This is a genomic window from Streptomyces malaysiensis subsp. malaysiensis, from assembly GCF_040653035.1.
Classification (GTDB): Bacteria; Actinomycetota; Actinomycetes; order Streptomycetales; family Streptomycetaceae; genus Streptomyces; species Streptomyces malaysiensis.
Map to the genome: position 1 here is coordinate 1 of NZ_JBEZNG010000058.1, position 25,217 is coordinate 25,217.

General features: G+C 71.2%; 20 protein-coding genes and 2 pseudogenes. 13 read left to right on the forward strand and 9 right to left on the reverse strand.

All coding sequences use genetic code 11. The annotated features are described in order from the left end of the window. The 6 genes from AB0E24_RS45420 to AB0E24_RS45445 form a co-directional block, all read left to right on the forward strand. The coding region (locus AB0E24_RS45420) for a type I polyketide synthase (protein WP_359385853.1) at nt 1-3,692 on the forward strand (3,692 nt) is incomplete at its 5' end. Nucleotides 3,693-3,940: 248 nt separating this feature from the next. Then, nucleotides 3,941-6,868 carry a helix-turn-helix transcriptional regulator gene (locus tag AB0E24_RS45425; protein WP_359385855.1) on the forward strand — a complete coding sequence of 976 codons (2,928 nt, stop codon included), beginning with the start codon at nt 3,941-3,943 and terminating at the stop codon, nt 6,866-6,868. Next, a complete protein-coding gene (locus tag AB0E24_RS45430) occupies nt 6,865-8,043 on the forward strand; it encodes a 3-deoxy-7-phosphoheptulonate synthase (protein WP_359385857.1) in 1,179 nt (392 codons plus the stop codon). The genes AB0E24_RS45425 and AB0E24_RS45430 overlap by 4 nt, the downstream gene beginning before the upstream one ends. A gap of 16 nt (nt 8,044-8,059) precedes the next feature. Then, nucleotides 8,060-8,908: an NAD(P)H-binding protein gene (locus tag AB0E24_RS45435; protein ID WP_158525883.1), complete on the forward strand. Its 849-nt coding sequence runs from the start codon at nt 8,060-8,062 to the stop codon at nt 8,906-8,908. Then, a complete protein-coding gene (gene mhpA / locus AB0E24_RS45440) occupies nt 8,905-10,485 on the forward strand; it encodes a bifunctional 3-(3-hydroxy-phenyl)propionate/3-hydroxycinnamic acid hydroxylase MhpA (protein ID WP_359385860.1) in 1,581 nt (526 codons plus the stop codon). Before AB0E24_RS45435 ends, mhpA begins: the two co-directional genes overlap by 4 nt. After that, nucleotides 10,482-10,883, forward strand: coding sequence for a hypothetical protein (locus tag AB0E24_RS45445; RefSeq protein WP_099013059.1), 402 nt, complete (start codon nt 10,482-10,484; stop codon nt 10,881-10,883). Before mhpA ends, AB0E24_RS45445 begins: the two co-directional genes overlap by 4 nt. A 131-nt stretch (nt 10,884-11,014) precedes the next feature. Here the strand turns inward: AB0E24_RS45445 and AB0E24_RS45450 are convergent, their stop codons facing one another. After that, nucleotides 11,015-13,600, reverse strand: a complete 2,586-nt coding sequence (locus tag AB0E24_RS45450; RefSeq protein ID WP_158525884.1) for an ATP-binding protein — start codon at nt 13,598-13,600, stop codon at nt 11,015-11,017. Between the two features lie 611 nt (nt 13,601-14,211). On the opposite strand from AB0E24_RS45450, the pseudogene AB0E24_RS46145 reads away from it, so the two are divergent. Further along, nucleotides 14,212-14,292: pseudogene (locus AB0E24_RS46145) on the forward strand (hypothetical protein); the annotation flags it as partial. A gap of 116 nt (nt 14,293-14,408) precedes the next feature. Next, on the forward strand, nt 14,409-14,555 hold the full coding sequence (locus tag AB0E24_RS46150) for a hypothetical protein (RefSeq protein ID WP_383163163.1): 147 nt from the start codon (nt 14,409-14,411) through the stop codon (nt 14,553-14,555). 177 nt (nt 14,556-14,732) lie between these two features. Here AB0E24_RS46150 and AB0E24_RS45460 read toward each other — a convergent pair whose 3' ends face one another. The 3 genes and pseudogenes from AB0E24_RS45460 to AB0E24_RS46155 form a co-directional block, all read right to left on the reverse strand. After that, nucleotides 14,733-15,014 carry an alpha/beta hydrolase family protein gene (locus AB0E24_RS45460; protein WP_359385863.1) on the reverse strand — a complete coding sequence of 94 codons (282 nt, stop codon included), beginning with the start codon at nt 15,012-15,014 and terminating at the stop codon, nt 14,733-14,735. Beyond that, nucleotides 14,974-16,032 carry a polyketide synthase dehydratase domain-containing protein gene (locus tag AB0E24_RS45465; RefSeq protein ID WP_359385864.1) on the reverse strand — a complete coding sequence of 353 codons (1,059 nt, stop codon included), beginning with the start codon at nt 16,030-16,032 and terminating at the stop codon, nt 14,974-14,976. Before AB0E24_RS45465 ends, AB0E24_RS45460 begins: the two co-directional genes overlap by 41 nt. A gap of 49 nt (nt 16,033-16,081) precedes the next feature. Then, nucleotides 16,082-16,234: pseudogene (locus AB0E24_RS46155) on the reverse strand (TetR/AcrR family transcriptional regulator); the annotation flags it as partial. A gap of 62 nt (nt 16,235-16,296) precedes the next feature. Here AB0E24_RS46155 and AB0E24_RS45470 point away from each other — a divergent pair. Then, complete coding sequence (locus tag AB0E24_RS45470) at nt 16,297-17,517, forward strand: metallophosphoesterase (protein ID WP_359385866.1); 1,221 nt, start codon at nt 16,297-16,299, stop codon at nt 17,515-17,517. Between the two features lie 61 nt (nt 17,518-17,578). On the opposite strand, the gene AB0E24_RS45475 is transcribed toward AB0E24_RS45470, so the two are convergent. Continuing rightward, nucleotides 17,579-18,574 (reverse strand): alcohol dehydrogenase catalytic domain-containing protein, encoded by a 996-nt coding sequence (locus AB0E24_RS45475; RefSeq protein ID WP_359385868.1) that lies wholly within the window; start codon nt 18,572-18,574, stop codon nt 17,579-17,581. 38 nt (nt 18,575-18,612) lie between these two features. After that, the gene (locus tag AB0E24_RS45480) at nt 18,613-19,284 is read right to left on the reverse strand and encodes an NADPH-dependent F420 reductase (RefSeq protein ID WP_359385870.1); all 672 of its coding nucleotides are present in this window, start codon (nt 19,282-19,284) and stop codon (nt 18,613-18,615) included. Between the two features lie 8 nt (nt 19,285-19,292). Between AB0E24_RS45480 and AB0E24_RS45485 the strand changes: the two genes are divergently transcribed. After that, a complete protein-coding gene (locus AB0E24_RS45485) occupies nt 19,293-20,045 on the forward strand; it encodes a TetR/AcrR family transcriptional regulator (RefSeq protein ID WP_359385872.1) in 753 nt (250 codons plus the stop codon). Between the two features lie 82 nt (nt 20,046-20,127). Here the strand turns inward: AB0E24_RS45485 and AB0E24_RS45490 are convergent, their stop codons facing one another. Continuing rightward, entirely contained in the window at nt 20,128-21,375 is a 1,248-nt protein-coding gene (locus tag AB0E24_RS45490) for a carotenoid oxygenase family protein (protein ID WP_359385874.1), read from the reverse strand. A gap of 85 nt (nt 21,376-21,460) precedes the next feature. Here AB0E24_RS45490 and AB0E24_RS45495 point away from each other — a divergent pair, with 85 nt between their 5' ends. Beyond that, on the forward strand, nt 21,461-21,979 hold the full coding sequence (locus AB0E24_RS45495) for a PadR family transcriptional regulator (protein WP_079256922.1): 519 nt from the start codon (nt 21,461-21,463) through the stop codon (nt 21,977-21,979). Nucleotides 21,980-22,033: 54 nt separating this feature from the next. Here the strand turns inward: AB0E24_RS45495 and AB0E24_RS45500 are convergent, their stop codons facing one another. Together AB0E24_RS45500 and AB0E24_RS45505 are read right to left on the reverse strand one after the other, a co-directional pair. Next, a complete protein-coding gene (locus AB0E24_RS45500) occupies nt 22,034-23,281 on the reverse strand; it encodes a cytochrome P450 (RefSeq protein ID WP_359385876.1) in 1,248 nt (415 codons plus the stop codon). A 147-nt stretch (nt 23,282-23,428) separates the two neighbouring features. After that, the gene (locus tag AB0E24_RS45505) at nt 23,429-24,112 is read right to left on the reverse strand and encodes a TetR/AcrR family transcriptional regulator (RefSeq protein ID WP_079256923.1); all 684 of its coding nucleotides are present in this window, start codon (nt 24,110-24,112) and stop codon (nt 23,429-23,431) included. Nucleotides 24,113-24,480: 368 nt separating this feature from the next. On the opposite strand from AB0E24_RS45505, the gene AB0E24_RS45510 reads away from it, so the two are divergent. Together AB0E24_RS45510 and AB0E24_RS45515 are read left to right on the forward strand one after the other, a co-directional pair. Then, complete coding sequence (locus tag AB0E24_RS45510) at nt 24,481-24,930, forward strand: Zn-ribbon domain-containing OB-fold protein (RefSeq protein WP_234701560.1); 450 nt, start codon at nt 24,481-24,483, stop codon at nt 24,928-24,930. Nucleotides 24,931-25,116: 186 nt separating this feature from the next. After that, nucleotides 25,117-25,217 (forward strand): biotin carboxylase N-terminal domain-containing protein (locus AB0E24_RS45515; protein ID WP_346241212.1); only part of this gene is annotated, 101 nt, incomplete at its 3' end.

Here is a 25,217-nt window from a genome sequence, read left to right on the forward strand (position 1 = left end):
CCACCCTCCACCACATCGCCACCCAACTCCACGTCAAAACCAACTGGCTCAACGTCAGCCACGCCTTCCACTCCCCCCTCATGCAACCCATCCTCGCCCCCTTCACCACCACCCTCAACGCCCTCACCCACCACCCCCCACACACACCCCTCATCAGCATGCTCACCGCAGCACCGGCCCACCCCGACACCACCCACTGGACCCACCACATCACCGCACCCGTCCGCTACACCGACACCCTCCACCACCTCCACCACCACGGCATCACCACCTACCTCGAAATCGGCCCCGACACCACCCTCACCGCCCTCGCCCGCACCACCCTCCCCACCACCACCCACCTCATCCCCACCACCCGCCGCAACCACAACGAGGTCCGCAGCACGATCGACGCGTTGGGCAGGGTGTTCAGCGTGGGCCACTCGGTGGACTGGCGGGCCCTCACTCCGGCCGGGAGGCGTACCTCCCTGCCGACATACCCCTTCCAGCGGCGGGACTTCTGGCTGAACGACACCGCGGGCGGCGGCACCGAAGTGGAGGGGGTCGGCCTCGACTCGACCGACCATCCGCTGCTGGGCGCGGTGACCACAGTGGCCGACACCGGCGAACTCGTACTCTCCGGCCGACTCTCCACCAGCACCCACCCCTGGCTCACCGACCACACGGTAAACGGCACCGTGATCGTCCCCGGCACCGCACTGATAGACCTCGCCCTCTACGCCGCCGAGCACACCGACCACACCACCGTGGACGAACTGGTCATCCACACCCCCCTCGCACTCACCCACCCCACCCAGGTCCAAGTCACCGTGGGCGCCGAGACCGACACCGGCCACCGCCCCATCTCCCTCCACAGCCGCGACACCACCGGCACCTGGACCCGCCACGCCACCGGCACCCTCAGCGACCAGACCCACCCCGCGGCAGACCTCGGCACCTGGCCACCCGCCGACGCCCACCAAATCGACCTCACCAACGCCTACCAGCAGCTCGCCGACACCGGACTCCACTACGGCCCCGCCTTCCAGGGACTCCACACCCTCTACCAACGCGACAGCACCCTCTTCGCCGAGGTGGAACTCCCGGAGGCCGCCGGGCTCGCCACAGGCCACATCCTGCACCCGGCGCTGCTCGACGCGGCCCTGCACCCCGCCGCGGTGACCGCCGTGTGGGACGAGGAATCCGGCATCCAACTGCCGTTCTCCTGGGCGGGGGTGACCGTCCACGCCACCGGCGCCACCCACCTGCGAGTCCAACTGGACACTGACGACACCGGCGCCACCCGCCTCCTGGCCACCGACACCACCGGCCAACCCGTCATCACCATCAACTCCCTCACCACCCGACCACTCCACCCCGACCAACTCCACACCACCCAACCCGAAACAAACCACCTCTACACACTCGACTGGTCCCCACACACCCCCACCACCCCCACCACCCCAGTGGACTTCGAGCAATACACAGTCCCCACGACAGGCAACGACATCCTGGCCGACACCCACCACATCACCACCGAAACCCTGACCCACGTCCAACAACACCTGGCCCAGGACACCACCACCCCCCTCGTGGTCGAGGCCACCTACGACGACCTCGCCGGCGCAGCAGTCTGGGGACTCATCCGCACCGCCCAAACCGAACACCCCAACCGCATCGTGCTGGTCGACACCGACAACCACCCCACCTCCCGCAAAGCACTGCCCGCACTGGTCGCCTCCGGCGAACCCCAAGCCCGCATCCGCGACGGCGCCATCACCCTCCCCCGACTGACACGCCTATCGGTGGACACCAGTGCCTCCACCGACAAACGGCCCGACCTCTCCACGGGCCCTGTGCTCATCACCGGCGGCACCGGTGGCCTGGGCTCCCTCATCGCCCGCCACCTCGTGACCGAACACGGCGCCCGCGACCTGGTCCTGGCCAGCCGCCAAGGACCCGACGCGGACGGCGCCACCGAACTCACCAACGAACTCCAACAACACGGCGCCCGCGTCCGCGTCCGCTCCTGCGACCTCACCGACCGCACCGCACTCGCCACACTCATCGACGACATCGGACCGCTGACCGGCGTCGTGCACACGGCCGGAGCGCTGGCCGACGCCACCATCGACCACCTCACCCCCGACGCACTCACCACCACCCTCACCCCCAAGGCCAACACCGCCTGGTGGCTCCACGAACTCACCCAAGACCACCCCCTCGCTCTCTTCGCCCTCTTCTCCTCCATCGCCGGCATCCTCGGCTCACCCGGACAAGCCAACTACGCCGCCGCCAACACCTTCCTCGACGCCCTCGCCACCCACCGCCACGGTCTGGGCCTGCCCGGCACCTCACTCGCCTGGGGATCCTGGGAACGCACCACCGGCATGACCCGCCACCTCACCCAGGCCGACCACGACCGGATGACGCGCAACGGGCTCCGGCCACTGTCGAACGCCGAAGGGCTGGCGCTCTTCGACGCGGCGGTCGGGTCGGGTGCGGCCGTACTGGCGCCGGTGAAGCTGGACGTCGGAACACTGAACCGGCTGGAGCCGGTGCCGGAGGCGCTGCGGGGCCTGGTCCGACGGCCCCGGCCGACCGCCCGGCACGCCGCGAGCGCGGCGCCGCCCGCGGTCGACCCCGGTTCGGCGCTGGAGCTGGTCCGCGAGCAGGTCGCCGAGGCGCTGGGGCACGGCGACGCCGACGCGGTCGATCCCGAACGGGACTTCCGGGAGTTGGGCTTCGACTCGTTGACCGCGGTCGAGCTGCGGAACCGACTGATGTCGGCCACCGGGCTGCGGCTGTCCGCGACCGTGGTGTTCGATCACCCGACGGCCACCGCGCTCGCCGACCACGTAGGGGCACAGCTGGCGGCTGGGCGTTCACCGGAGCCGTCGACGTACACGGTGGCCACGCTGTACGAGCGGCTGTACCGGGATGGTCGGATCGAGGCGGCGACACAGATGCTGGTCGGTGCGTCCTGGTCGGTGCCGACCTTCTCGGACCGGGACAGCGCGGAGCACGCCATGCGGCCGGTGACGCTGGCGACCGGTCCGCGGCGGCCGAGGGTGGTCTGCGTACCGGCGGTGACTCCGGCGGCCACCCCGCACGAGTACGACGCGCTGGGCCGCCGGCTGGACGGGGTCCTGGACAGCGCGGTGCTGCCCTACCCCGGCTTCGGCACCGGTCAGGCCGTGCCGGAGGATCGCGGGACGCTGGTCGGGATGCATGCGCGGTCCGTGCTCCACCATGTGGGCGACGAACCGTATGTGCTGGTGGGCCGGTCCCTGGGCGGCACCGTCGCACACGCCGTCACCGGCGAGCTGGAGCGGCTGGGCCGCGGGCCACGAGGGCTGGTGCTGATCGACACCTACCCGCTGGACGGCGCTTCGCGCGCCCAGGAGTGGCTGCTCGGGCTGCCCGCGCGGGCCGCGGTGGAGGAGGGCGCGCCGGACGACGCCGCCCTGCTGGCGATGGGTGCCTATCTGCGGATGTTCACCGACTGGACACCGTACGCGGTCACCACGCCGACGCTGTTCCTGCGGGCCGGTCGCCCCACACCGGAGATGGCCGGTGAGGACGGCTGGCAGGCGACGTGGCCACTGCCGCACGATCTGATCGAGGTGGCGGGCGACCACTTCACGGTGCTGACCGACGAGGTGGCGGACACCGCGGAGGCGCTGCTGGGCTGGCTGGAGAAGCTGGACTGAGCCGGGTGCGGCGAAGCCCGTCGGCCGGTGGTGGCCCGGCCGACGGGCTTCGCCGCACGCCGATCTTGCCCCCTCTGACCTGGCCCTACGGGTGGTCGGCCGGTCGGCTGACGGACGGGTGGTGACCGGTCCGTGGAATGGTCGATGGAATTCCGTCACTGGGATGCGGGGCGACGTCCCGCCTAGCATCGGCGGCGCCGTAAGGACTCGGTCAGCACGGGGGACATGCGCGATTGCAGGAGGAACCTTTGACCAGGTTGGTGGAGAGGGACGAGCAACTGTCCCGCCTTACCGCGCTGCTGTGTCAGGCCACGTCGGGGACCGGGAGCATCGCCCTCATCGAGGGAGCGGCGTCGACCGGTAAGACGGAGTTGCTGCATTCGTTCGCCCGGTCCGCCGACGGAGCGTGTCCGCGTCGCGCCGACGGGCGCGGACCCGGCACGGACACGCCCACCGACGGCACACCAGCGGACCGCACGCCAGAGAACGGAGCGTCGGCGCACGGACGCCCTGCGGATGGAGGGCCCGGGCCCGGGGCCGGGGCCGGGGCCGGGCCCGGGGCCGACGGGGCGCTGCTCCGGCTGCATGCGATCTGCTCGCCGGCCGAACGGGCGCTCCCACTGGGCGTGGTGAGCCAGCTGTTCCTGGCGCCCACGCTGCCGGCGGCGTTCCGGGACCGGGCCGCGAAGCTGATCGACAGGCTCGCGTCCACCCCCGACACCGGGGCGGCCGAGCGACTGACCGCCCAGGTGCTGCACGGGCTGTGCATGGAACTGCTCGCCCTGGTGAACCGTTCACCGGCGCTGATCACGGTGGACGATGTGCAGCACGCCGACCCGGAGTCGGTGCTGTGGCTGCTGTCGCTGGCCCGGCGGATCGGGCCGGCCCCGGTGCTGGTGGTGCTGGCCAGCGACATCGGCCCGCACCCGGGTTTCTCGGCGGCCAGGACCGAGCTGTTGCGGTACCCGCACAGCGATCTGATCCCGGTCGGGCGGCTGTCGCAGCGAGGCGCCGCCGAGCTGATCGGACAGCACTGCGGGCCGTCGGCCACGCACCGGCTGGCACCGGCGTTCTTCAGCGCAAGCGGCGGCAACCCGCTGCTGCTGCACGCCCTGTTGGACGACTGGCGGACCGGCCGGAACATGGCCGGCCGCTCCTATCGGCAGGCGCTGCTGACCAGTCTGCGGCGCGGCGGCCCGGCCGGGCTGGCCGTGGTGCGGGGCCTGGCGGTGCTGCGCGGTCACACCTCGGAGGCGTTGCTGAGCCGGCTGGTCGGGGTGAACGTGGACGTGGTCGCCGACACCGTCCGAGCCTTCGAGGCGGGCGGGCTGCTCAGCGACGGGGACTTCGCGCACCCCAACGGCCGGGCGGGGGTGCTCGACGACCTGCCACCGCAGCAGCGCGTGGCGCTGCACCGCGCCGCGGCCCGGCTGTTACAGGAACGGGGCGAGCCGGCCACCGCGGTCGCCGCGCACATCATCGCGGGCGAGGGCGCCGATGGGATCCCGGCCACCCGGGTACTGCTGGACGCGGCCGAGAGCCATCTGCTGGAGCAGCGGTTCGCGGTGGCCGTGGACTGCCTGGAGCAGGCGCTGCGCGGTGCCGGGGACGGCCGGGAGCGGGCCGCGATCCGCGTCCGGCTGGCTCAGGTGGAGTGGCGCTCCGACCCTCGCGCCGCGGTCCGGCACCTGGACCAGCTGGCCGGGGACGCCCGGGCCGGTCTGCTGACGCCCGGCGACACCATCGAGGTGTGCCGGCAACTGCTGTGGCAGGGCCGTCCCGAGGAGGCCACCGCGCTCGTCGAGCGGCTGCGGGCCGCGCCGGACGACGACCCGGCCGACACCGGTGCCCGGCTGCGCGCGTTCGAGCTGTGGCTGATGTGCACCCACCCGCGGCCGGCGCGGCGACGCCGGCCGGTGCTGCGGGGCCGGCCGACGGCCGAGGGGCCCGCGGACCGGTCGGCGCCGTGGCAGCGGTTCTCCGCGGTGCTGGCGGATGTGCTGATCCACGGGCGGTACGAGGAGGCCACCGAACGGGCCGAGCAGTTGCTGCACAAGGCGAGTGTGCAGCGGAGCACGGTGTGGACCGGCGAGTCCGCGCTGCTGTGCCTGATGCCGGAGGTGTACGCCGACCGGACCGAGCGGGCGGCCCGCTGGTGCGAGGCGTGGCGCCGGGACCCGTGGACCGCGCGGGTGCCGATGTCCCGGGCCGAACTGTCCGCAGTGTCGGCGGAGATCGCGGTCCGGCGCGGGGACCTGGCGGCGGCCGTCGAGCGGGCGCGGGCCGCGCTGGAGGAGGTGTCCGCGCCGGCCTGGGGCACGGCCGCCGGTCTGCCGCTGAGCTCGCTGATCCTGGCCGCCTCCCGGACCGGACAGTTGCCGATCGCCGCCGAATATCTGCGGGTTCCGGTCCCGGCGTCGATGTTCGAGAGCCGGTACGGGCTGCACTACCTGTACGCGCGTGGCCACTACCACCTCGTGTGCGACAACCACGCCGCCGCGCTGGCCGACTTCTTCGCCTGCGGCGAGCTGATGCGCTCCTGGGCGCTGGACACCCCGGGCCTGGTGCCGTGGCGCACCGGCGCGGCCGAGACCTGGTTGCGGCAGGGCAACCGGGAGCAGGCCAGACGGCTGCTGAACGAGCAGCTGGCCTGGGTGGGAACCGACTTCGGCCGGGTCCGGGGCCAAGCGCTGCGGCTGCTGGCGGCGTGCGGGAGCGAGCGGCAGCGCACCGATCTGCTGGGGGACGCGGTGGAGATCCTGGAGGGCGCCGGGGACCGTTACGAATTGGCGCGGGCGCTGGCCGACCTCAGCCACGCTCACCACACGTCCGGTGAGCAGCGGCGGGCCCGGCAGACGGCCCGCCGGGCCTGGCACGTGGCGCGCAGCTGCCAGGCCGAGCCGCTGTGCCGGGAGCTGTTCCCGGGCATGGCCGAGCACGAGGTGGACGGCACCGGCGCGTTGGAGGACACCGCGCTGACCTTCCTCAGCCGGGCCGAGCGGCGGGTGGCGACGCTGGCCTCGGCCGGCTACACCAACCGGGCCATCGCGGAGAAGCTGTTCGTCACCGAGAGCACGGTCGAGCAGCACCTGACGAAGGTGTACCGGAAGCTGGGCGTGAAGCATCGCGAGGACCTGCCCGCGCTGCTCCACCACGACATCGCGACGTCCGCATGATGGGCGCACCGCTGCCGTCGGCGTGGGAGTCGCTGCCGGCCGAGCAACAGCCGGAGTGGGACGCGCACCCCGCGCACGCCGCCGCGCTCGGCTGGCTGTGTGGCGCCGCGCCGCTGGTGACGCACACCGAGGTGGCCACCCTGGGCTGGGGCCTGGCGAAGGTGGCGCGGGGGCAAGCCCGGCTGGTGCAGGCCGGTGACTGCGCGGAGAGTTTCTACGAGTCCGGCGCCGGGCACACCGCCGCGAAGGCGTCGGCGCTCGAGGCGCTGGCCGACCGGGTGGCGGCGCGGACCGGCCAGTCGGTGCTGCGGATCGGGCGGATCGCCGGGCAGTACGCCAAGCCGCGGTCGGCGCCGGTCGAGACGGTCGACGGGGTGACGCTGCCGGTCTTCCGCGGTCACATGGTCAACCTGGAGACGGCCTCGGAGCTCGCCCGGCGGCCGGATCCGCGCCGGATGGTCTGGGCGTACCACGCGAGCACGGAGATCCTGCGGGACCTGCGCGCCCGGCGCGTGGCGGCGGCGGACGGCGGGCGGCTGGGGCCGTGGAGCAGCCACGAGGCGCTGGTGCTGGACTACGAGGCCGGCCTGGTGCGGCACGACCCGGCGGCCGACCGGTCGCTGCTGGGCTCCACGCACTTCCCGTGGATCGGCGAGCGCACCCGGCAGTTGGATCACGCCCACGTGGCTCTGCTGGCCTCGGTGCGCAACCCGGTGGGCTGCAAGATCGGCCCGTCGACCACCCCGGACACTTTGCTGCGGCTGTGCGCCGCGCTGGACCCGGACCGGGTCCCGGGGCGGCTGACGCTGATCTTCCGGATGGGCCGGGACGCCGTCGCGGAGGCGCTGCCGCCGCTGGTGCGGGCGGTGGTGTCGGCCGGCCATCCGGTCGTATGGCTGAGCGATCCGATGCACGGCAACACCCGGCGGGCGGCCGGCGGGCTGAAGACCCGTTACCTGGCCGACCTGATCGCGGAGAGCCGGGAGTTCCGCCGGGTGGTGGAGCGGGCCGGTCGGCATGTCGGCGGGCTGCATCTGGAGGTGGCCGCGGAGCGGGTGACCGAGTGCGTAGGCCGACCTGAGGAGGAGAACGCGCTGACCGAGCGCTACCTGTCGCTGTGCGACCCGAGGTTGACCGTAGAGCAGGCGTCCGAGCTGATCGACGCCGTCTTCTGACAGGAGGCTGTATTCCGTGATCTTGGTGACCGGTGCTACCGGGGCCGTGGGCGGCGAGGTCGTCGACCGGCTGCTGGAGCGTGGAGAGAAGGTCCGGGTGCTCACCCGGAACCCCGAGGGCGCCCGACGCTGGGCCGAGGCGGTGGACGTCGTCACCGGTGACCTGGCGGACCCCGGCTCGCTGGGCGCCGCGCTGGACGGGGTGGACCGGGCGTTCCTGCTCCTGGTGCTGCCCGGGATCCCGCAGGCCGGGCCGATCGTGGCCGCGGTGCGCGACGCGGGCGTGCGGCATGTGGCGCTGCTGTCCTCGATCCGGGCCGGCAGCGCGCGGGACAGCGCCATCAAGCAGGTCAACCTGGCGGCGGAGGCGGTGGTCCAGGGCTCCGGCCTGGACTGGACGGTGCTGCGCGGCGGCACGTTCATGTCCAACACGCTGCCGTGGGCGCCGTCGGTGCGCGCCGAGCGGGTGGTGCGGGCCTTCGGCGGGGACTTCCGCAGTTCGGCGGTGGACCCCCGGGACGTGGGCGAGGTGGCCGCCCGGGTGCTGGCGGACCCGGCCCCGCACCGGTCTCGTGTGCACACGCTGACCGGCGGCGAGGTGATCACGGTCGCCGAGCAGGTGGCCGTGCTCGCCGAGCTGCTCGGCGAGCCGGTGGCGTTCGAGGAACTGCCGGAGGCGGTGGCCCGCGCGGCGATGGTGGACCGACTGCGCTACCCGCCGGCGGTCGCCGACGCGATGCTGACCATGCTGCGCAACACCGACGAGAGCCTGGTGCGGGTCGACGGCGCGGTGGCGGAAGTACTGGGCCGGCCGCCGCGGTCGTACCGGGAGTGGGCCGCCGACCACATCGAGGCGTTCCGGTGACCACCGACTGCGATGTGCTGGTGGTCGGCTGGGGCCCGGTCGGCCAGCTGACCGCGACGCTGCTGGCCCAACAGGGCTGGCGGGTGACCGTGCTGGAGCGCTACGAGCGGCCGTACCCCTTCCCGCGGGCAGTGCACTTCGACGGGGAGACCGCGCGATACCTGGCGGCCGCCGGGATCGGGGACCGGCTGCACGAGGTCGGGGACCCGGCGGTCGACTACGAGTTCCACACCGCCGACGGCCAAGTGCTGATGCGCCTGGAGCTGGCCGGCGACCCGCCCGGGTCGGCCGGCTGGCCGAGGTCGGTGGTCTTCCACCAGCCGGCGCTGGAACGGGTGTTGCAGGAGAGGGCCGAGCGGCTGCCGAACCTGCGGCTGCTGCGCGGTCTGGAGGTGACCGACTGCGTCGAACGGGATGACCATGTGGAGGTCACCGCGGGCGGGCGCCGTATCACCGCCTCCTGGGTGGTGGGCTGCGACGGCGCGAACAGCGCGGTGCGCCGTGCCATCGGGTCCACGGTGACCGGCCTGGGGTTCTTCTACGACTGGCTGCTCTGTGACCTGGTGCTGAAGGAGCCACGCGAGTTCCGGCCGAACAACCTCCAGATCTGCGACCCGGCCCGGCCGACCACGGTGGTCTCCGGCGGCCTGGAGCACCGTCGTTGGGAATTCATGCGGCTGCCGGGCGAGAGCATCGAGGAGCTGAACCGGCCGGAGACCGCGTGGCGGCTGCTGGAGCCGCACGGCATAACCCCGGACAACGCCACCATGCACCGGCACTCGGTGTACACCTTCAGCGCGCAGTGGGTGGACCAGTGGCGGCGCGGCCGGATCCTGCTGGCCGGGGACGCCGCGCATCTGATGCCCCCGTTCGCCGGCCAGGGCATGTGCGCGGGCATCCGGGACGCGGCCAACCTGACCTGGAAGCTGGACCTGGTGCTGCGAGGCCGCGGCGCCCCGGCGCTGCTGGACAGCTATGCGGTCGAACGCACCGGCCACCTGCGGCACTTCATCGGCTACGCGATCGAGCTGGGCAAGATGGTGTGCGAACTGGATCCGGCCGCTGCCGCGGCGCGCGACACCATGCTGCTGGCCCGGGCGGCCGACCCGGAGGCCGAGGAGCCGCCGCAGCTCAGCGGGGTGCCGCTGACGGAGGGGCTGCTGTCCGGGGCCGGCCCCGGCGCGGGCGCGTACATGCCGCAGGGCCGGGTGACCGGCACCGCCGGCACTGGACGCTTCGACGACGTGGCCGGGCGCGGCTTCGTATTCCTGACCGACCAGGACCCGGCGGCGCTGCTGGACGACGCCGACCGGGAGTTCCTGGCCGACGTCGGGACCCGCCTGGTGCGGGTGGTGCCGGCCGGGGCACCGGTGGGCGAGGGCGAAGTGGCCGACGACGACGGGGTGTATCTGCCGTTCTTGGCCGAGTCCTCGGCGGTCGCACTGCTGGTGCGGCCGGACTTCTACGTCTTCGGATCCGCCGCCGACCGTGTCTCGGCGGCGGAGCTGGTGGGCGACCTGCGTCGCGGTCTGCTGTCCGTGACGCCGCAACGATCACTCTCGGGAGGACCCGTATGACCGCCACACACCTGTCCCTGTGGGAGAAGTGGACGAACCTCTGGTACAACCAACTGGACCTGACCGATGAGATCATCGCGCCCGGGTTCAAGCTGTGCCTGGAGTCCGACCGGGACCTCGCCGCGATCAACGACGCGCAGTCGGTCCGCCGGTGGGTGATCGCGGTGAACGCGGTCTTCCAGGAGGCGAAGTTCACCGCCCTGGTCGGGCCGATCATCACGGACGAGTACATCACCACGCACTGGAGCGTGATCGGCAAGCTGGGTCCGGGAGCGGGCGAACTCGGGCCGGAGGGCGCCACGTTCACCCGGGTCCTGACCGAGATCCTCAAGGTGGAAAACGGTCTGATCACCGAGTGCTGGGCATCCTGCGACCCGGTCAAGGTGCTCACCGACTGAGATGCCGCCGCCCGGTCGGCCGGGCCCACCCGTCGGTGGGCCCGCGGGTACGGTGCCGACCGCCGGTGGTCCGGGGTGGCCCCGGGGAACAGCCCGCGGCCACCGCGCGGCCGGCACCGGCGACACCGCCGTCAGCAGGCCCGGAGCGCCCCGGCCCGGCGGTCGGCACCGGACCGGGTGGCCTTCGGTAGCTGGGCGTGCGCCACGTCCCGGATCACCGGGTGCGCGAAGGTGTAGCCCCTCCCGTCGAGCTCGCGCACCAGCAGGTGCCGCCGGGCCAGGCCGTCCAGGCAGCCCCGCACCACCTCCACGGTGCGGCAGCCGAGCGCGGCCACGGTGTCCGGCACGATGGGCCCGGACACCAGGGTGGCCTCCTTCAGGACCTCCTTCTCCTCGGGCTCGAGGCGGTCGAGCGTCGCGGCGATCACCCGGTAGATCCGGGCCGGTAACCGGCCCTGCGGGGCACCGTCCGGCTCGTGCAGCCGCTGCCGGGCGAACTCGATGGCGAACATGGGGTTGCCACCGATCCGGTCGAACAGCTCCGGGGTCAGACCGGCGCCGTCACCCTCTTCCTCGCGCCGCAGCACCGACCCCCACAGCTCCCGGACCGCGGCGTCGGTCAGCCGGTCCAGCGTCATCGTGGTGGATGCCCGGGAACACACACGGCGGCTGACGAGCTGCGGCCGGGCCGTGGAGATCAGCAGCAGTGGGATGGCGGCGACCCGCCCGGCGAGCAGGCCGAGGAACCGCAACAGGTCCTCGTCGGCCGCGTGCAGATCCTCCACCACGAGCACCACCGGAAGTTCCCCGGCGATCCCGGTGAGCAGGTCGACGACGGCGGCGTGCACCGCGCCGACGTCCGGCCCACCGCGCACCCGGCCGCCCGGGGCGAACAGCGGGAGCAGGCCGCTGGTCAGCGACCGGGCCGCCGAGCCCTCGCCGAGCAGTCCGCTCACCGCGGCGGTCACCTTGGCCTCGGCCTCCTCGGGCGTGCAGCCGTGGGACAGCCCGGCCCAGGAGGCGACCAGGGCGGTGAGCGGATCGGCGGTGGCGGTCCGCAGGCCGTGCACCGTGCCGGTCCGCAGTACCTTGGCCCGGTCGGGGCTGCGCCGAATCAGCCGGGCGAGTTCCAGCACCAGACGGCTCTTGCCCATGCCCGCCTCGCCGACCAGGGTCAGGATCCGCCCACGCCCTCGCCGCACCACCAGGTCGAGGTGCTCCTGGAGGATGATCAGATCGTGGTCCCGGTCGACCAGCGGGGGCCGCGCGATGTCGACGGGGTACGGGGGGTCGCCGCGCAGCCCGGTCGCGTGCCACAGCGGCGGGCCAGTGTGCGTGGAGTACGGGACGGGGTCGTGGATGAGGTCGGCGCCCCCGCTGCGCCGGGTCGCCTCGCAGATCCACACCGTGTCCGGCGGCAGCGACCAGACCCGGCGCAGACAGGTGTCGATCGCCGGGCTCACCACCTGCGGCGCCGCGCCGTGCGTCTTGATCAGGATCTCCTCGGTGTTGACCGACAGGCGCACGGTGACCGGCAGGGGGTCGGCGTCCTCCCGGGCGGCGAACCGGTCGCGCACCACCAGCGCGGTACGGACCGCGGCCAGCATGTCCTGTTCATCGGTGCGCGGGACGCCGAACACCGCCTGGACCGCGGAGCCGGTACAGCACACGACGGTGCCCCCGGCGAGCTCCGCCTCGGCGCGGACCGCGGCGGCCAGGTCGGCGAGCAGGTCGTCCACGTCCTCCGGGTCCACCTCGTGGCCGAGGTCGAACGACGTGGTGAGGATGGAGACCAGCTTGCGCTCCCCGGTCGAGGCGGTCGGCCTGGGGGGCGCCGCGACCGATTCGCCCCCGGCCCGGCGGGCCGCCGGCACCTCGTCCGGGACGGTCTCGACCGTCGGTGCCGGACGGACGTGCGCGGCGCCGGAGAGGGTCAGCCGCAGCTCGGGTTCGACGACCGGGCGCAGGGACACGTCATGGGCGAGGATGCGGGTCTCCAGCTCGCGCAGCTCCCGGGTGGGTTCCAGGGCGAGGTCGTCCATCAGCGCCTTGCGGGTCCGCTGGTAGGCCCGCAGCGCGTCGACCTGCCTGCCGCAGCGGTACAGCGCGACCATCAACAGCCGGCAGGCACGCTCCCGGTGCGGCTCCGCGGTGACCAACTCGTCGAGTTCCGCCACGTGTTCGTGGTGCCGCCCGGCGGCGATCTCCGCCTCCAGGTAGTCCTCCAAGGTGGTCAGCCGCTCCTCCTGGAGGGCGGCCAGCCGGGGCCAGGTGATGCCGGTGTCGGTCAGATCCTCCAGCGCCGGACCCCGCCACAGGTCGAGCGCCTCGCGCAGGGCCCGGGTGGCCTCGGCGCGCCGACCGTCGGCCAGCGCCTCGCGGCCGGCCCGGGCCAGCCGTTCGAAACGGAGCAGGTCGACCATGCTCTCGTCGACCCGCAGGAGGTAGCCGGGTGAGTGGGTCAACAGCGCGCAGGACGGGGCCAGGTCGCGCTCGGCGAGCAGGCCGCGGATCCACGACACGGTGTTCTGGAGCATCTTGCGCGCGGTCGAGGGGGCACCCTGGGGCCAGATCACCTTGATCATCTGACTGGTGGCGACCACGTTGTTCGCGTGCACCAGCAGGTATCCCAGGACCGCGCGCTTCTTGGGACCGCCCATCGGCAGCATGGCACCGTCACTGACCACCTGGAGCGGGCCAAGAACGTTGAATCTCACATCGGTTCCAGGTTTCGGCATCGCACGGAGTCGCCGGTCCTGCCACCGTTCGAGCATCACACGAGCCCCCTATCGGAGTACAAGCATGGAGATATCGGATATCCATCGGATTCACCCAGCCGGTCCATCCGCACCCAGTCCTGACAACGTTGTAAAAGGTCGAAAAGATCGGCGCCATGGCATCCAGCAGACACTGCACCCCTTTAGAACAGGACATTCCGGGACTGCTCACAACTTCAGTCAACCCGTAGGAGCCTCGGACCTCCGCCACACCAACGGCAGAGTCGACTTTCAGGGCGTTTGCGATAAGTGAGCTTATATGGTTCACGGGTCGGCGGCGCTCCGGCTCGCCGCGCATACCAGCGAGGGCCGAAACCGCCAGACGGCGGGCAGCCGTCCGGCACTCAACGAGGGAGGTGACATAGCACTGCACAGTAGAGCCCATGCGGGCCGATCAGGCAGGTTTCTCGGGCTGGCAAGCGATACGACGATCCTAATTCGAACGCTTTAGAAGAATCACTAAGGTGTGTACTACATGATCTGACGGGCGTCCGGGCGCAGGACCCCGATCCGGTGTCCCGCCCCGCGCCGGTGGGCGCTCCAGTAGCCCCATGAGCACCGGCCAGGACCGGCGAATCGCCGAACACGGGCCGCACGCCCTGTCCCTGAGGGGTGTCGCCCGCAGCCTGGGCATGACGGTCCAAAGGCTTTACCACTATTTTCCAAACCGGGACGCCCTCCTCACCATTTCCGTCGCCAAGGCGTACCGGGACCTGTCCGATGCCGTGTCGGCGGCTGCCGACGCGGCATGGTCGTCCTGGAGGTGTTCGGACACGCCTCCTTCATCGGCGAACACCAGGCCGAGGTCTTCCGCATGGCGATGCGGGCCCTGCTCGAGGACAGTCACCGCCGGATCCCCACGCAGCTTGTGGAAGCACCGGCCGCGCCCTCGTAAGAGGAAGAGGTCCTGCGCACGGGGTCCGACATCGGTGGTGGCGGTCGGGCCGAAAGGGGCGCGTCCCGCCACGGTTCCCCGGCCCACGGCAGGGGAAGCGGGTGCGAGGACGGCGGCGCGGGGGTGCGTGGGACGGAGCCCGTCCGCGCCCGCGCCCGCGCCTCGCCCAGGGCCTCCTCAGACCGGGCCGGCCCCCAGCCACCGGTGGATGGCGAGTGCGGTGGTACGGGCGTGTTCCTCCAGCATGGTGAAGTGGTCCCCGTCCACGGTGACCTCGGCGTGCGGCAGGCTCCAGTCCGGGGCCGGTTCGGCGCCCGGCAGTGTGTCCCGGGCTCGTACGTACAGGGTGGGACAGGCGAGCGGCGCGGGTTTCCAGCCGCTGAAGAGCTCGAAGTACCCGGCCATGGCGGTGAGCCGGTCAAGGCCGGCGGAGGCGAATTCCGCCGCCCTTCGCAGCATGTCCGACGTCATCGCGGAGAGCGCCTGACCCCGGTCGCCGTGACCGGGGGGGATAGGTGTCCACCAGGACGACGGCCGCCGGGGCGGCGCCCTCGGACTCCAGACGCTCGGCCACGGCATGGGCCACCCAGCCACCGGCCGACCGCCCCAGCAGGACCAGGGGGCCTTCGGCCGCGGCCGCCCGGACGGCGATGGCCTGAGCGGTGACGAGCGCATCCAGTGTGGCGGGCAGAGCCTCTCCGGGCTCGAACCCCGGGTGCCGCACCGCGGAAACCGGCCGCAGCAACCCGGCGGCCTGGTCCCGCGCGCCGCCGGTCGTGTCGGGCGGTGGGCACGGTGCCACGACAACGGCCGCCGACGCGTCGCACGCCGCCGGGCCGCGGTACACCGGGACGCCGGAACCCGGAGGCGCGAGGGTGTCCACCAGCCGTGTGCCCGCCGTGCCCAGAACCCCCCAGCGCGCCATCGCCACGGGTGCTCTCCACCGGACGGACTCGGTCAGCGGCACCCAGTCCGTCCGGTGGAGAGCGCCGGTGACCGGGTCCGCCGTCGCCGGGTCGGTACGCGGCAGGGGCCGGAGCGTCAGCGAACGGACCGTCGCCACCGGTGAGCCCGTCTCATCGGTCAGCTCCACTGCGGCCTGCCCGTCGGGCCCGAGGCCCACCCGGACCCGCAAACGCTGTACGCCGGTGGTGTGCACGCGCACTCCGCCGAAGGCGAACGGCAGGGGCAGCCCGGCGGCCGCCGGACCGAATGCCGCGGAACCGTCTTTGACGAGGCCGTCCAGGGCCAGGGCGTGCAGCGCCGCGTCGAACAACGCGGGATGCAGGACGAACTCCGGGCCGTCCGCCTCCGGGCCCGAGGCCCGGACAGCTTCGGGCAGCGCCACGTCGGCGTACAGCTCCTCCCCGTGTCTCCAGGCGGCGCGTATGCCCCGGAGGGCGGGGCCGTAACGCAGCCCGTCGGCGGCCAGTCGCCCGTACGGTCCGGTCCCCACACCGTCGGCGCGCAGGGGCACCCCTCCCTCCGGCGGCCAGGGCGCGCGCGGCCGAACTCCTGGAAGGCGGCCGACAGCTCGGGCATGGCGGCCGCGGCGAACTGCTCCGCGTGTACCCGTCGAACAGCTCACGCTCGAAGAGCATGCTCATCCGGCGGACCGCCTGGGTGGTCCGGCCCTCGGCGGGTGCCGCGTAGTGCCGCAGCGGTGCGCCGTAGAGGAGCATCTTGCCCAAGGCAACCAGATACAGTGCGCGAGACGGCAGCCTGATCAGGGAGGGGAAGCGTGACCGACACCAGCAACACCCGGCCCGCCGAGAGTGAAGCGCAAGCGCCGCGGCAGAGCCGACTGCGCCGCCTGATGCGCTTCATCCCCCTGATCGCCCCCGTCCTGCTGTGGGCCGTGCCCTGCTGGGTGCTCCTGTACACCGGCCAGCACTGGCCGCTGCCCGTCGCGCTGGTCGGCACCGCCCTGTTCGCGCTCGCTCTCATCGGTATGCCGCTCATGATGATGCGCGGCCACGGCCGGCGCCAGCAGGATCGGGCGGCGATCATCGGCGACACCCTGCTGGGCACCAGCTGGATCCTGTTCACCTGGTCCGTTCTGCTCGGTGTTCTCTTGCGGCTCGCCCTGACCGTGGCCGGCGTCGGCGACAGCCAGGACCGGGCCCGTATCGTCACCTGGGCCATCCTCGGCATAACCGCCGTACTGCTCGGCTGGGGGTACGCCGAGGCGCGCCGAGTGCCACGCGTGCGCCGACTCGACGTGCAACTCCCACGGCTGGGTGCCGGGTTGGACGGCATCCGCGTCGCCCTCATCACCGACACCCACTACGGCCCGCTCGATCGCGCTCGCTGGTCGGCGCGGGTATGCGAGACGGTGAACACTCTGGAAGCCGACCTGGTCTGCCACACCGGCGACATCGCGGACGGCACCGCCGAACGCCGCCGCGCCCAGGCCGCCCCACTCGGTACCGTGCGGGCCACCCGGGCCCGGGTCTACGTCACCGGCAACCACGAGTACTACAGCGAGGCCCAGGGCTGGGTCGACCTGATGGACGAGCTGGGCTGGGAGCCACTGCGCAACCGCCATCTGCTGCTCGAACGCGGAGGCGACACCCTCGTGGTCGCCGGCGTGGATGACGTCACCGCCGAGTCCTCCGGCCTGGCAGGCCACCGCGCCCACCTCGCCGGAGCCCTGAACGGCGCCGACCCCGACCTCCCCGTCCTGCTCCTGGCACACCAGCCCAAGTTCATCGACCGGGCAGCAGCCGCCGGCGTCGACCTCCAACTCTCCGGCCACACCCACGGCGGCCAGATCTGGCCCTTCCACCACCTCGTCCGCATCGACCAGCCCGCCCTCGCCGGCCTCAGCCACCACGGCCCCCGCACCCTCCTCTACACCAGCCGCGGCACCGGCTTCTGGGGCCCGCCCTTCCGCGTCTTCGCCCCCAGCGAGATCACCCTGCTCGTGCTCCGCTCCCCGCACCCGCCCACCTCGGCATAGCGCCCGGCGGACCGGACACATCCGCTTGTTTTCGCAAGGGGCCGCCAGAAGACGGACGGGCTCAGATGTTGATCACGATCTTCCCGATCGTCCGCCTGCTCTCGGCCAGTTCATGGGCTGCTCTCATCGTGTCCACACTCAGGCCGCTGAGCACCGTCGTGGCGATGGGGCGCAGCCAGCCCGCGATGGTATCCGCCGCCAGTTCGGCGAGGATTCTGCCCTGGCTGGCGATGTCGCCACCGGCCATGATCTTGCTGAAGACGGTTTCGGTGTGCAGCGATACGGATTTGCCGATGAGCGGTCCAAGATCGAGGGGACCGTTCAGATCGACGACGGCAAGGTGGCCGAATGGCCGCAGGACCTCGGCGATCCAGCCGACATTGCCGATGGTCCCCGAAGTGGACAACACCAGGTCGATCCGGTCGACACCGGCGTCACGCAGTTGACCGGGCACGTTTCCGGTGTGGTCGACGACCACATCCGCTCCCGTCCTCGTGCACCACTCGCGTGATTCCGGGCGCGAGGCCGTGCTCACCACCAGGGCCGAGGTCCTGCTCTTCAGCAGCTGTGTCGCCAGCGTCCCCACACCGCCGGCGCCGCCGACGATCAGCACCCGGTCGATTCCCGCCGCCAAGCTGTCATGATCGCGGAACAGTGCCTCCCAGGCCGTGAGGCCGCCGATGGGCAAGGACGCGGCGTCGGAGAAGGACAGCTGGTCCGGAATCCTCGCCACCACACGATGGTCGACCGTGAGCCGCTCCGCCCAGGCTCCGTCCCGTGTCATGTCTCCGGTGCCCATGACGCGGTCGCCGACCGCGAAGCCGGTGGCTTCCGGTCCCACGGCCTCCACCACCCCGGCGAACTCCCACCCCAAGATGACGCGTCCGCCCGGTTCAGCGCTGCGCAGCTGCCGGATCAGCGCTTCACCCGGATTGATTCCCACGGCGCGGATCCCGACGAGCAGATCCGTGTCGCGCGGCCGTGGTTCCGCGGCGTCGATGAGCTCGATGGCGAACGCGTCGAGCGAGTGGGCCTTCTCATAAGCGAGGGCTTTCATGGGATGCCCCTTTCATACCGAGTCATGATCTTCTCCGTTCAGTCCTGTTTGAGAGCGTGCAGGGCCGAGAGCGGGCCGCCTCCGACCTGCATCAACCGGCCGCCTTCGCGCAGCGACCCGGCATCCACCGGCGCGAAGCCGATCTCGTCGGCAACCGCACGGAAATCCGCTTTCGCGTCCGCGTCGTCCCCGGCGTAGAAGAGCAGCTGACGGCCTTCCGCATGCCGCGGGTCTGGCACGATGTACTGGGCGTACAGCGTGTTGAACGCCTTGACCACACGTGCGCCCGGAGCGTGGCGGGCCACGAATTCACTGCCCGTCTCCGGACCGAGGTCGGCATGGTCCCTCGGCGTCGGGCCGACAATGTGATTGCTGGTGTCGACCAGGATCCGGCCGTCCCATGAGGACACATCGGCCAGCGCGGCAGGGATGTCCAGCCACCTGACCGCCAGGAACACCATCTCCGCCGCGGCCGCCTCGGCGACTGTTCCGGCGGTGGCCAGCGGCCCCAGCCGCGCCACGGTGTCACTCAGTGTGTCCGGGCCGCGGCTGTTGCTCAGCACGACGCGATGACCTGCCGTCACGAGATGCCCGGCGATGCCCTTCCCGATCGTGCCCGCTCCGATGATTCCGAATTCCATCAGCGTCTTCCTCTCACAGGTGTTCAGGCGGTTCGCGGACCCAACCCGCTTTTTGATGTTGGGCACCATCAAAATTAATGATGGTGATCAGCATCATTAATTGTCAAGCCGGAGCGAGCGCATGGACACCCTTTTTGATGTCAGGTATCATCACAATGGGCGAGATATCGACCTCGGCCCGCACTCAGCAGTGCCGTCTTGTCGAGGAGGTGTCCGAGGTGCCACGTATCACCCAGGAGCAGAAGAAGCTCAACCGCGAAAAGATCGTCCGGGCAGCAGGCGAAGGGTTCAGACTGCACGGCGTCGACGGGATCGGCATCGAGGAGCTGATGAAGACCGCCGGGATGACACACGGAGGGTTCTACAACCACTTCTCCTCGAAGGAACACCTCGCCCTCGAGGTCTACCGTCAGGGCTTCACCGACTCCCTCGACGCGCTGGCCGCCATCCGCAAGGCACATCCCCGCTCCGCCCGGGCAGCCCTGCACGACATGGTCGACGTGTATGTGACGGCCGCCCACCGCGATCACCCGGAAACCGGCTGCGCCTCAGCCGCCCTGGCAGCCGACGCCGGACGCCGCGGCGCCACCTCTCAGGCCGAGTACCGACGCGGGCTCGAGGGATACTTCAGCGCCATCACCGAGATGGTGCTCGATGGCGCACACCAATCCGGCACCGAACCGACGGCGGCAGAAGCCCGCGAACAGGCGGTGGCCCTGTTCTGCCAGATGGTCGGCGCGCTGGTGGTCTCCCGCGCCGTCACCGAGGCCGACCCCGAACTGTCCGACGAAATCCTGACGGCCAACCGCAAACAGCTCAAGCAGAGGTGAAGCACAGACTGGTGCACGTCCGACGGGCTGGAGGCCGCGCGGCCCTCACCCGGGCGGCTGCGGCGCGGTGGCCGCCGGGGTCTCAGTCCGCGATCCAGTTGCCGTGGAAGCCTTGTGGCACGCGGGCGGGGAGGTGCACCGTCGCCACCGGTTTCCGTAGATCGGTGGCGTCCAAGATCATCAGATCGCTTCCGTCGCGTGCGCGGTCGTGGACATAGGCGATGAGCCAGTTCGGGGGCGCGAACACGGCTTCGGAGGGCGTGCGTCCCGCGCCGAACTCGAACGCGGTCGAGCCGCCCGAGTGGAGGTCGTACCGCACGATCGCGTCATGCCCGGTGACATGGCCGTACCGGACGTCGAGACCCGTGAACCGGTCGTCGATACGCGGGAATTCACACGGGCGGTCATCGACCTGCTCCTCGCGAACACTTCCGGTGCGCAGGTCGATCGTCCACCGCCACAGGACCGAGGGTGACTCCACGATCTCGTTCCACGACAGTCGGCGATACCGCACCGCGTACAGCACGATCGAGTCCCCCGCCTCGTGCGCGTTGAGCGTGTGGAACACGGCGCACGGGTCGATCGGGAACCAGCGCACCCGGGCGCGCGGGTCATGCCGTGGCAGCACACCGATCCGCGCCTCGAAGCCTTCGTCCCAGTCGTAGGGCATGCCGGGACCGGGAGCGAACACCAACGGCAGCTCCAGGAACACCACATGCCGACTGGTGACCGCGAAGTCATGCATCATCGTGGGGCCTTGTACATCGATCGTCCGCGACAGCTCCAACTCGCCGCGCGCGTCCGTACGGTGGTAGGTCAGATACGGCTCCTGCCAGTCACAGCCGAAGAAGTGCAGCTCGCCGGTTTCCGGGCAGATCTTCGGGTGCGCGGTCATCGCCGTGGTCAGCTTGCCGTTGAAGTCGTACGGCCCGACGGTCTCCAGCTCGTGCGTCACCTCGTACGGCAGCGCGTTCTCGACGAGCGCGAGGGTCTTCCCCGCGTGGTTCACGACATGCGTGTTGGCCACCGACGCCGTCCGGTCCGCCGTGCCGTCCTCCCGGTACTCCTGGACCGCCGGGTCCTCGAAGCTGCGGGTGCGGACCCAGCGGTTGCGGTACCAGGCGGCTCGCCCGTTCTCCAGCCGGACCCCGTGGATCATCCCGTCACCGATGAACCAGTGCGCGGACTCCCCGCGCGGGTTCGGCCCATTGCGCAGATACCAGCCGTTCAGCTCGGGCGGTATCGCACCGGTGACGGGCAGGCCATACGCGGTCAACTCGTCGTGAACGGGAGCGTAGTTCCCCTTGAGATGGAAGGTGGTCGTGGCCATGAGACCTCCTGAGGTGCCAATGGTGACATGTCAAAAGTAGAAGGTCCCCAATTGACGTGTCAATTGTGGAAGGTAGGCTCCCTGAATGAGCCTTCGACATGCCGTGCTCGGCCTGCTGTCCGAGGAGCCCGGCAGCGGCTGGGACCTGATGCAGAAGTTCGACATCTCGCTTCGCCACGCGTGGACGGCGACCCAGAGCCAGGTCTACGGCGAGTTGGCCAAGCTGGCCGACACTGGACTGATCACCGTGGCCGAGGAGGGCCCGCGAGGCCGGAAGGTTTACGAGATCACCGAGGAGGGCCGCGTCGAGCTGCGGCGCTGGATGATCGACGTGGCGCCGCGCCCCCGACGCGACGACCTGATCCTGCGCGTGTTCTTCCTCAACGCCGTCAGCCCGGAGGAAGCCCGCGCGTTCCTGAGCCGCATCGCGGAGGCAGCCTCCGAACGACACGAGGAACTGCGCGAGTTGCACGACCGGATCGACTGGAGCGACGACGCGCTGTCGGTCTACGGCGCGCTGGCACTGGACTGGGGCCTGCGCTTGGAGGCGATGCAACGGGAGTGGGCCGACTGGGCGCGGACGAAGCTGCGTGATCAGACGTAGCCCCGGGCACCCGGCGCCACTTCCAGCGGACGAAACGGCGGCACCAGCCCCCGTTCATCGGCTGACGGCGACCCCGAGGGGAGCCCGGAAGGACAGCAGACCCAGCATCGGGGGTTCGGTCCCACCTTCCTCCAGCCGTACTCCGGACAGGCGGCCGGCCGCCACTCGCAAGGCCACCGCCGCTTCTGTGCGCGCCAGGGACGCGCCCGGACAGCGATGGCGGCCGACACCGAATGCGAGGTGGTGGCGGACGTTCGTCCGATACGGGCGCATCCGCTCAGGGTGAGGGAACACCTTCGGATCGGATCCGCTGCCCATCAGCATCAGCAGCAACTGCGCGCCCTCAGGGATGCGCACCCCGCCCAGTTCGGCGGCGCGGACGGTGACCCGGCGCCACGTGGTGACCGGCGGTTCGCGGCGTAGCACCTCCTCCACCCATGCCTCCGCCAGACCCGTCCGCTCCGGCACATGCTGCCAGAGGTCCGGCTCGGTGAGCGCTCGCCGCAGCACCGTGGCGATGAGCTGTCCGGTGGTGGACTGTCCCGCGATGAACACGAAGAAGCACGCGGCCACCGCTGTCCCGACGTCCAGCGGCTCGCCGTCGGGCGAACGGTGAGCAGCCAACGCACCGACGAATGAGGTGGGCGGGGCGGCATCGCCGCGCACCGTGTCGGTCAGCCACTGATGGAACTCGCCGACGAGCACCGCCAGTTCCCGTTGCCTGTCGGGAGTGGGCCTGCCCCAGAACAGCTCCAGCGAGGCATCGCTCCAGCGAATCAAGGTGGCCGGAGTGACTCCCCGGATGCCGAGGAGTTCCATCAGTACCCGGCAGGGCAGCACCTGGGCGAAAGAGCTGAACAGTTCGCACCGACCGGTGGCGTCGAGCTCCGACCGCACGGTGTCGAGCAAGTCCTCGGCGACGCGCTGGATGACCGGTACGGCCGCGGCGACGCGCTCGGCGTTGAAGAATCGGGTCACCACGCGGCGCAGTCCGGGGTGGCTGGGAGTGCCGTTGTTGGCGAGCGCGGGTGGGAGCGTGAAGCCGGCCCGGGCGAGAATCCGCAGCGCCGCGACCGGTAGTGGGGTGACTGCCCGCAGGGCGTTGTCGGGACGGAACAGGGCCGGGTCGAGCAGTGCGCGGCGCACCTCGTCGTAGCGGCTGACCAGCCACAACCCGGTGTCCGGGTGGTAAGTCACGGGGGCCTCGGCCCGGAGCCGGTCCAGCCAGGGATACGGGTCGCGGACGAAGCCGTCGCCGAAGAGATCGAGCGGGTCGAGCGGGGCACGGGTGCCCAGCGCCACCGGACAGCCTCCTGAGCTGGTCCCGGCGGTTCCGCCGTGGGAGGGGGACGTGTTCGGGACCGGGGAAGCCACGGCCGGAAGCTAACACGCCACAGCGCGCCCCGGTCTCCGCTGTGCGCGGCATCACTCGTTCAAGCGGAGCGGGCTTCAGCGCTCGGCGCCGTCCTCGACGAGACGTCGCAGCGAGGGAAGCAGGGTGTCGATGTCCTGCCCGGTCCTGAACGCGACGACGGTGGTGCCACCGCCGGGCGCCGGTGAGGAGCCGGGCGCCGGAAAGAGGGCGAGCACCTCACGCATCGCCTCGTCCACCTCGGCGACCGGGTCGGACGACTCGCCCCGAAGCCAGCGGCGCAGCACGTGGTTGTGGGCGGCCACCACCGCGGCGGCCATGAGTTCGGCCCTCAGCGACGCCGATTCCGTCGGACCCCCCATCCAGTCCGCGATGAACTCCCGGAACAGTCGCTGATAGCGGCCCACGCTGGCGATCTCCCGATCACGCAGGGCGGCCACCTTGCTCGTGAGGGCGTATCGCCGCCTGGCCAGGTCGCCCTCCTCCACGTAGTGCAGCAGTACGAGTCGAACCGCGTCCGACACGGCGACCAGGGCGGTGCTGTGGCTCGAGGTCGCCAGCCGATCTCTGATCAGCGCCAGGAGCCGGTCGTGGTCCGGAAAGATGACGTCTTCCTTGGAACGGTAGTTTCGGAAGAACGTCGTGCGCCCGAGCCCCGCTCGCTCAGCGATGTCGTCGATGGTCGTCTGCTCGTATCCGCGCTCGTCGAAGAGCGCGAATGCGGCGTCTGCCAGTCGGATCCGTGCAGGTAGCTTGCTCATGACCACCCATCCTTCCCCGCCTTGCCGCGCGGACGCCACTTGCCTCGTCCCGATGGGACCGAGTACCGGATTCTTCGGGTATCGGGCGCCGGGTGGCGCGGTGTGGCTTCCCCGCAAGGAGCGAGCCCGGCACTCCCCCGCACCCGACCAGGGACATCTTCGCCTGCCACCACAGGGAACCGCCGCGTCGGCACACCATCACGTCCAGCACCCGCGCCCTATTTGGAACTGAGTACTTTACTTGCGGCACTCAGTGCCATAGTTTGGATATGCACGCCACCACAGCGGTGCGACGTGCCACAGCCGTGATCGGCGAGCCACCACCTCCCGTCACGGGTCGTTTCGGGCCGGGGACGGAGAGAGACACCGTGCTCCATGCAGCGATCGAAATCACGGAGGGCGCCCCCGTCGAACGGGAGGCCGACGCGAGCGCGAACCCGCCCCCAGAGGCGGACTGCCCCAAGCAGGTGCCGCTGGGCGGAGTGGGGGGTGGAGAGCTGTACTTCCAGCGCTGCCGCTGGTGTCGGACCGCGGTCTTCCGCCGTCTGCTGTGCCCCGTCTGCGCCTCCACCGACCTTGCCTGGGAGCTCAGTTGCGGCATCGGCGTCATCCGCCATGTCATGGCCGTGGGCCGGAGCCCCGGGAGACAGTGCGCACTCGCCACCATCAACATGCCCGAGGGATTCTGGCTGTGCTCCAGGGTCATCGGCGTGCCGCCGCTCATCCTGCGGGTCGGGGCCGAGGTGTGTCTGACAGAAGGCATCGAGTCCGGCCCCCAGGCGCTCCTCTTTCGCCTCTGCGAGACCCCGCCGCGATGAACGCTGAGGCAGCGACACCGCCCGGGCCCCGCGCGACTCCGGCTACGAGGTCATCGGCACCGCCCCGCACCGGGCCCCGGCACAGGACACCCACGCGGTCCCCACCCCCGGCGCGGACATGGCCCAGATCCCCAAAACCACCGACCGGCTCTACGCCGCCCCGAACCAGACCCTGGAGCCGAGATGCTGATGAAGGTGCTCATCGCCAACCGTGGCGAGATCGCTGTCCGTGTTGCCCGTGCCTGCCGGGATGCCGGGATCGCGAGCGTTGCCGTCTACGCCGATCC

Bases quoted from the DNA above. Each gene is read 5' to 3' on its own strand.
- AB0E24_RS45475 (WP_359385868.1), bottom strand. From the start codon at position 18,574: ATGAAAGCCCTCGCTTATGAGAAGGCCCACTCGCTCGACGCGTTCGCC.
- AB0E24_RS45490 (WP_359385874.1), bottom strand. From the start codon at position 21,375: ATGGCCACGACCACCTTCCATCTCAAGGGGAACTACGCTCCCGTTCAC.
- AB0E24_RS45485 (WP_359385872.1), top strand. From the start codon at position 19,293: ATGATGGTGATCAGCATCATTAATTGTCAAGCCGGAGCGAGCGCATGG.
- AB0E24_RS45430 (WP_359385857.1), top strand. From the start codon at position 6,865: ATGATGGGCGCACCGCTGCCGTCGGCGTGGGAGTCGCTGCCGGCCGAG.
- AB0E24_RS45480 (WP_359385870.1), bottom strand. From the start codon at position 19,284: ATGGTGCCCAACATCAAAAAGCGGGTTGGGTCCGCGAACCGCCTGAAC.
- AB0E24_RS45445 (WP_099013059.1), top strand. From the start codon at position 10,482: ATGACCGCCACACACCTGTCCCTGTGGGAGAAGTGGACGAACCTCTGG.
- AB0E24_RS45460 (WP_359385863.1), bottom strand. From the start codon at position 15,014: ATGCTGCGAAGGGCGGCGGAATTCGCCTCCGCCGGCCTTGACCGGCTC.
- AB0E24_RS45495 (WP_079256922.1), top strand. From the start codon at position 21,461: ATGAGCCTTCGACATGCCGTGCTCGGCCTGCTGTCCGAGGAGCCCGGC.
- AB0E24_RS45505 (WP_079256923.1), bottom strand. From the start codon at position 24,112: ATGAGCAAGCTACCTGCACGGATCCGACTGGCAGACGCCGCATTCGCG.
- AB0E24_RS46150 (WP_383163163.1), top strand. From the start codon at position 14,409: ATGGTCGTCCTGGAGGTGTTCGGACACGCCTCCTTCATCGGCGAACAC.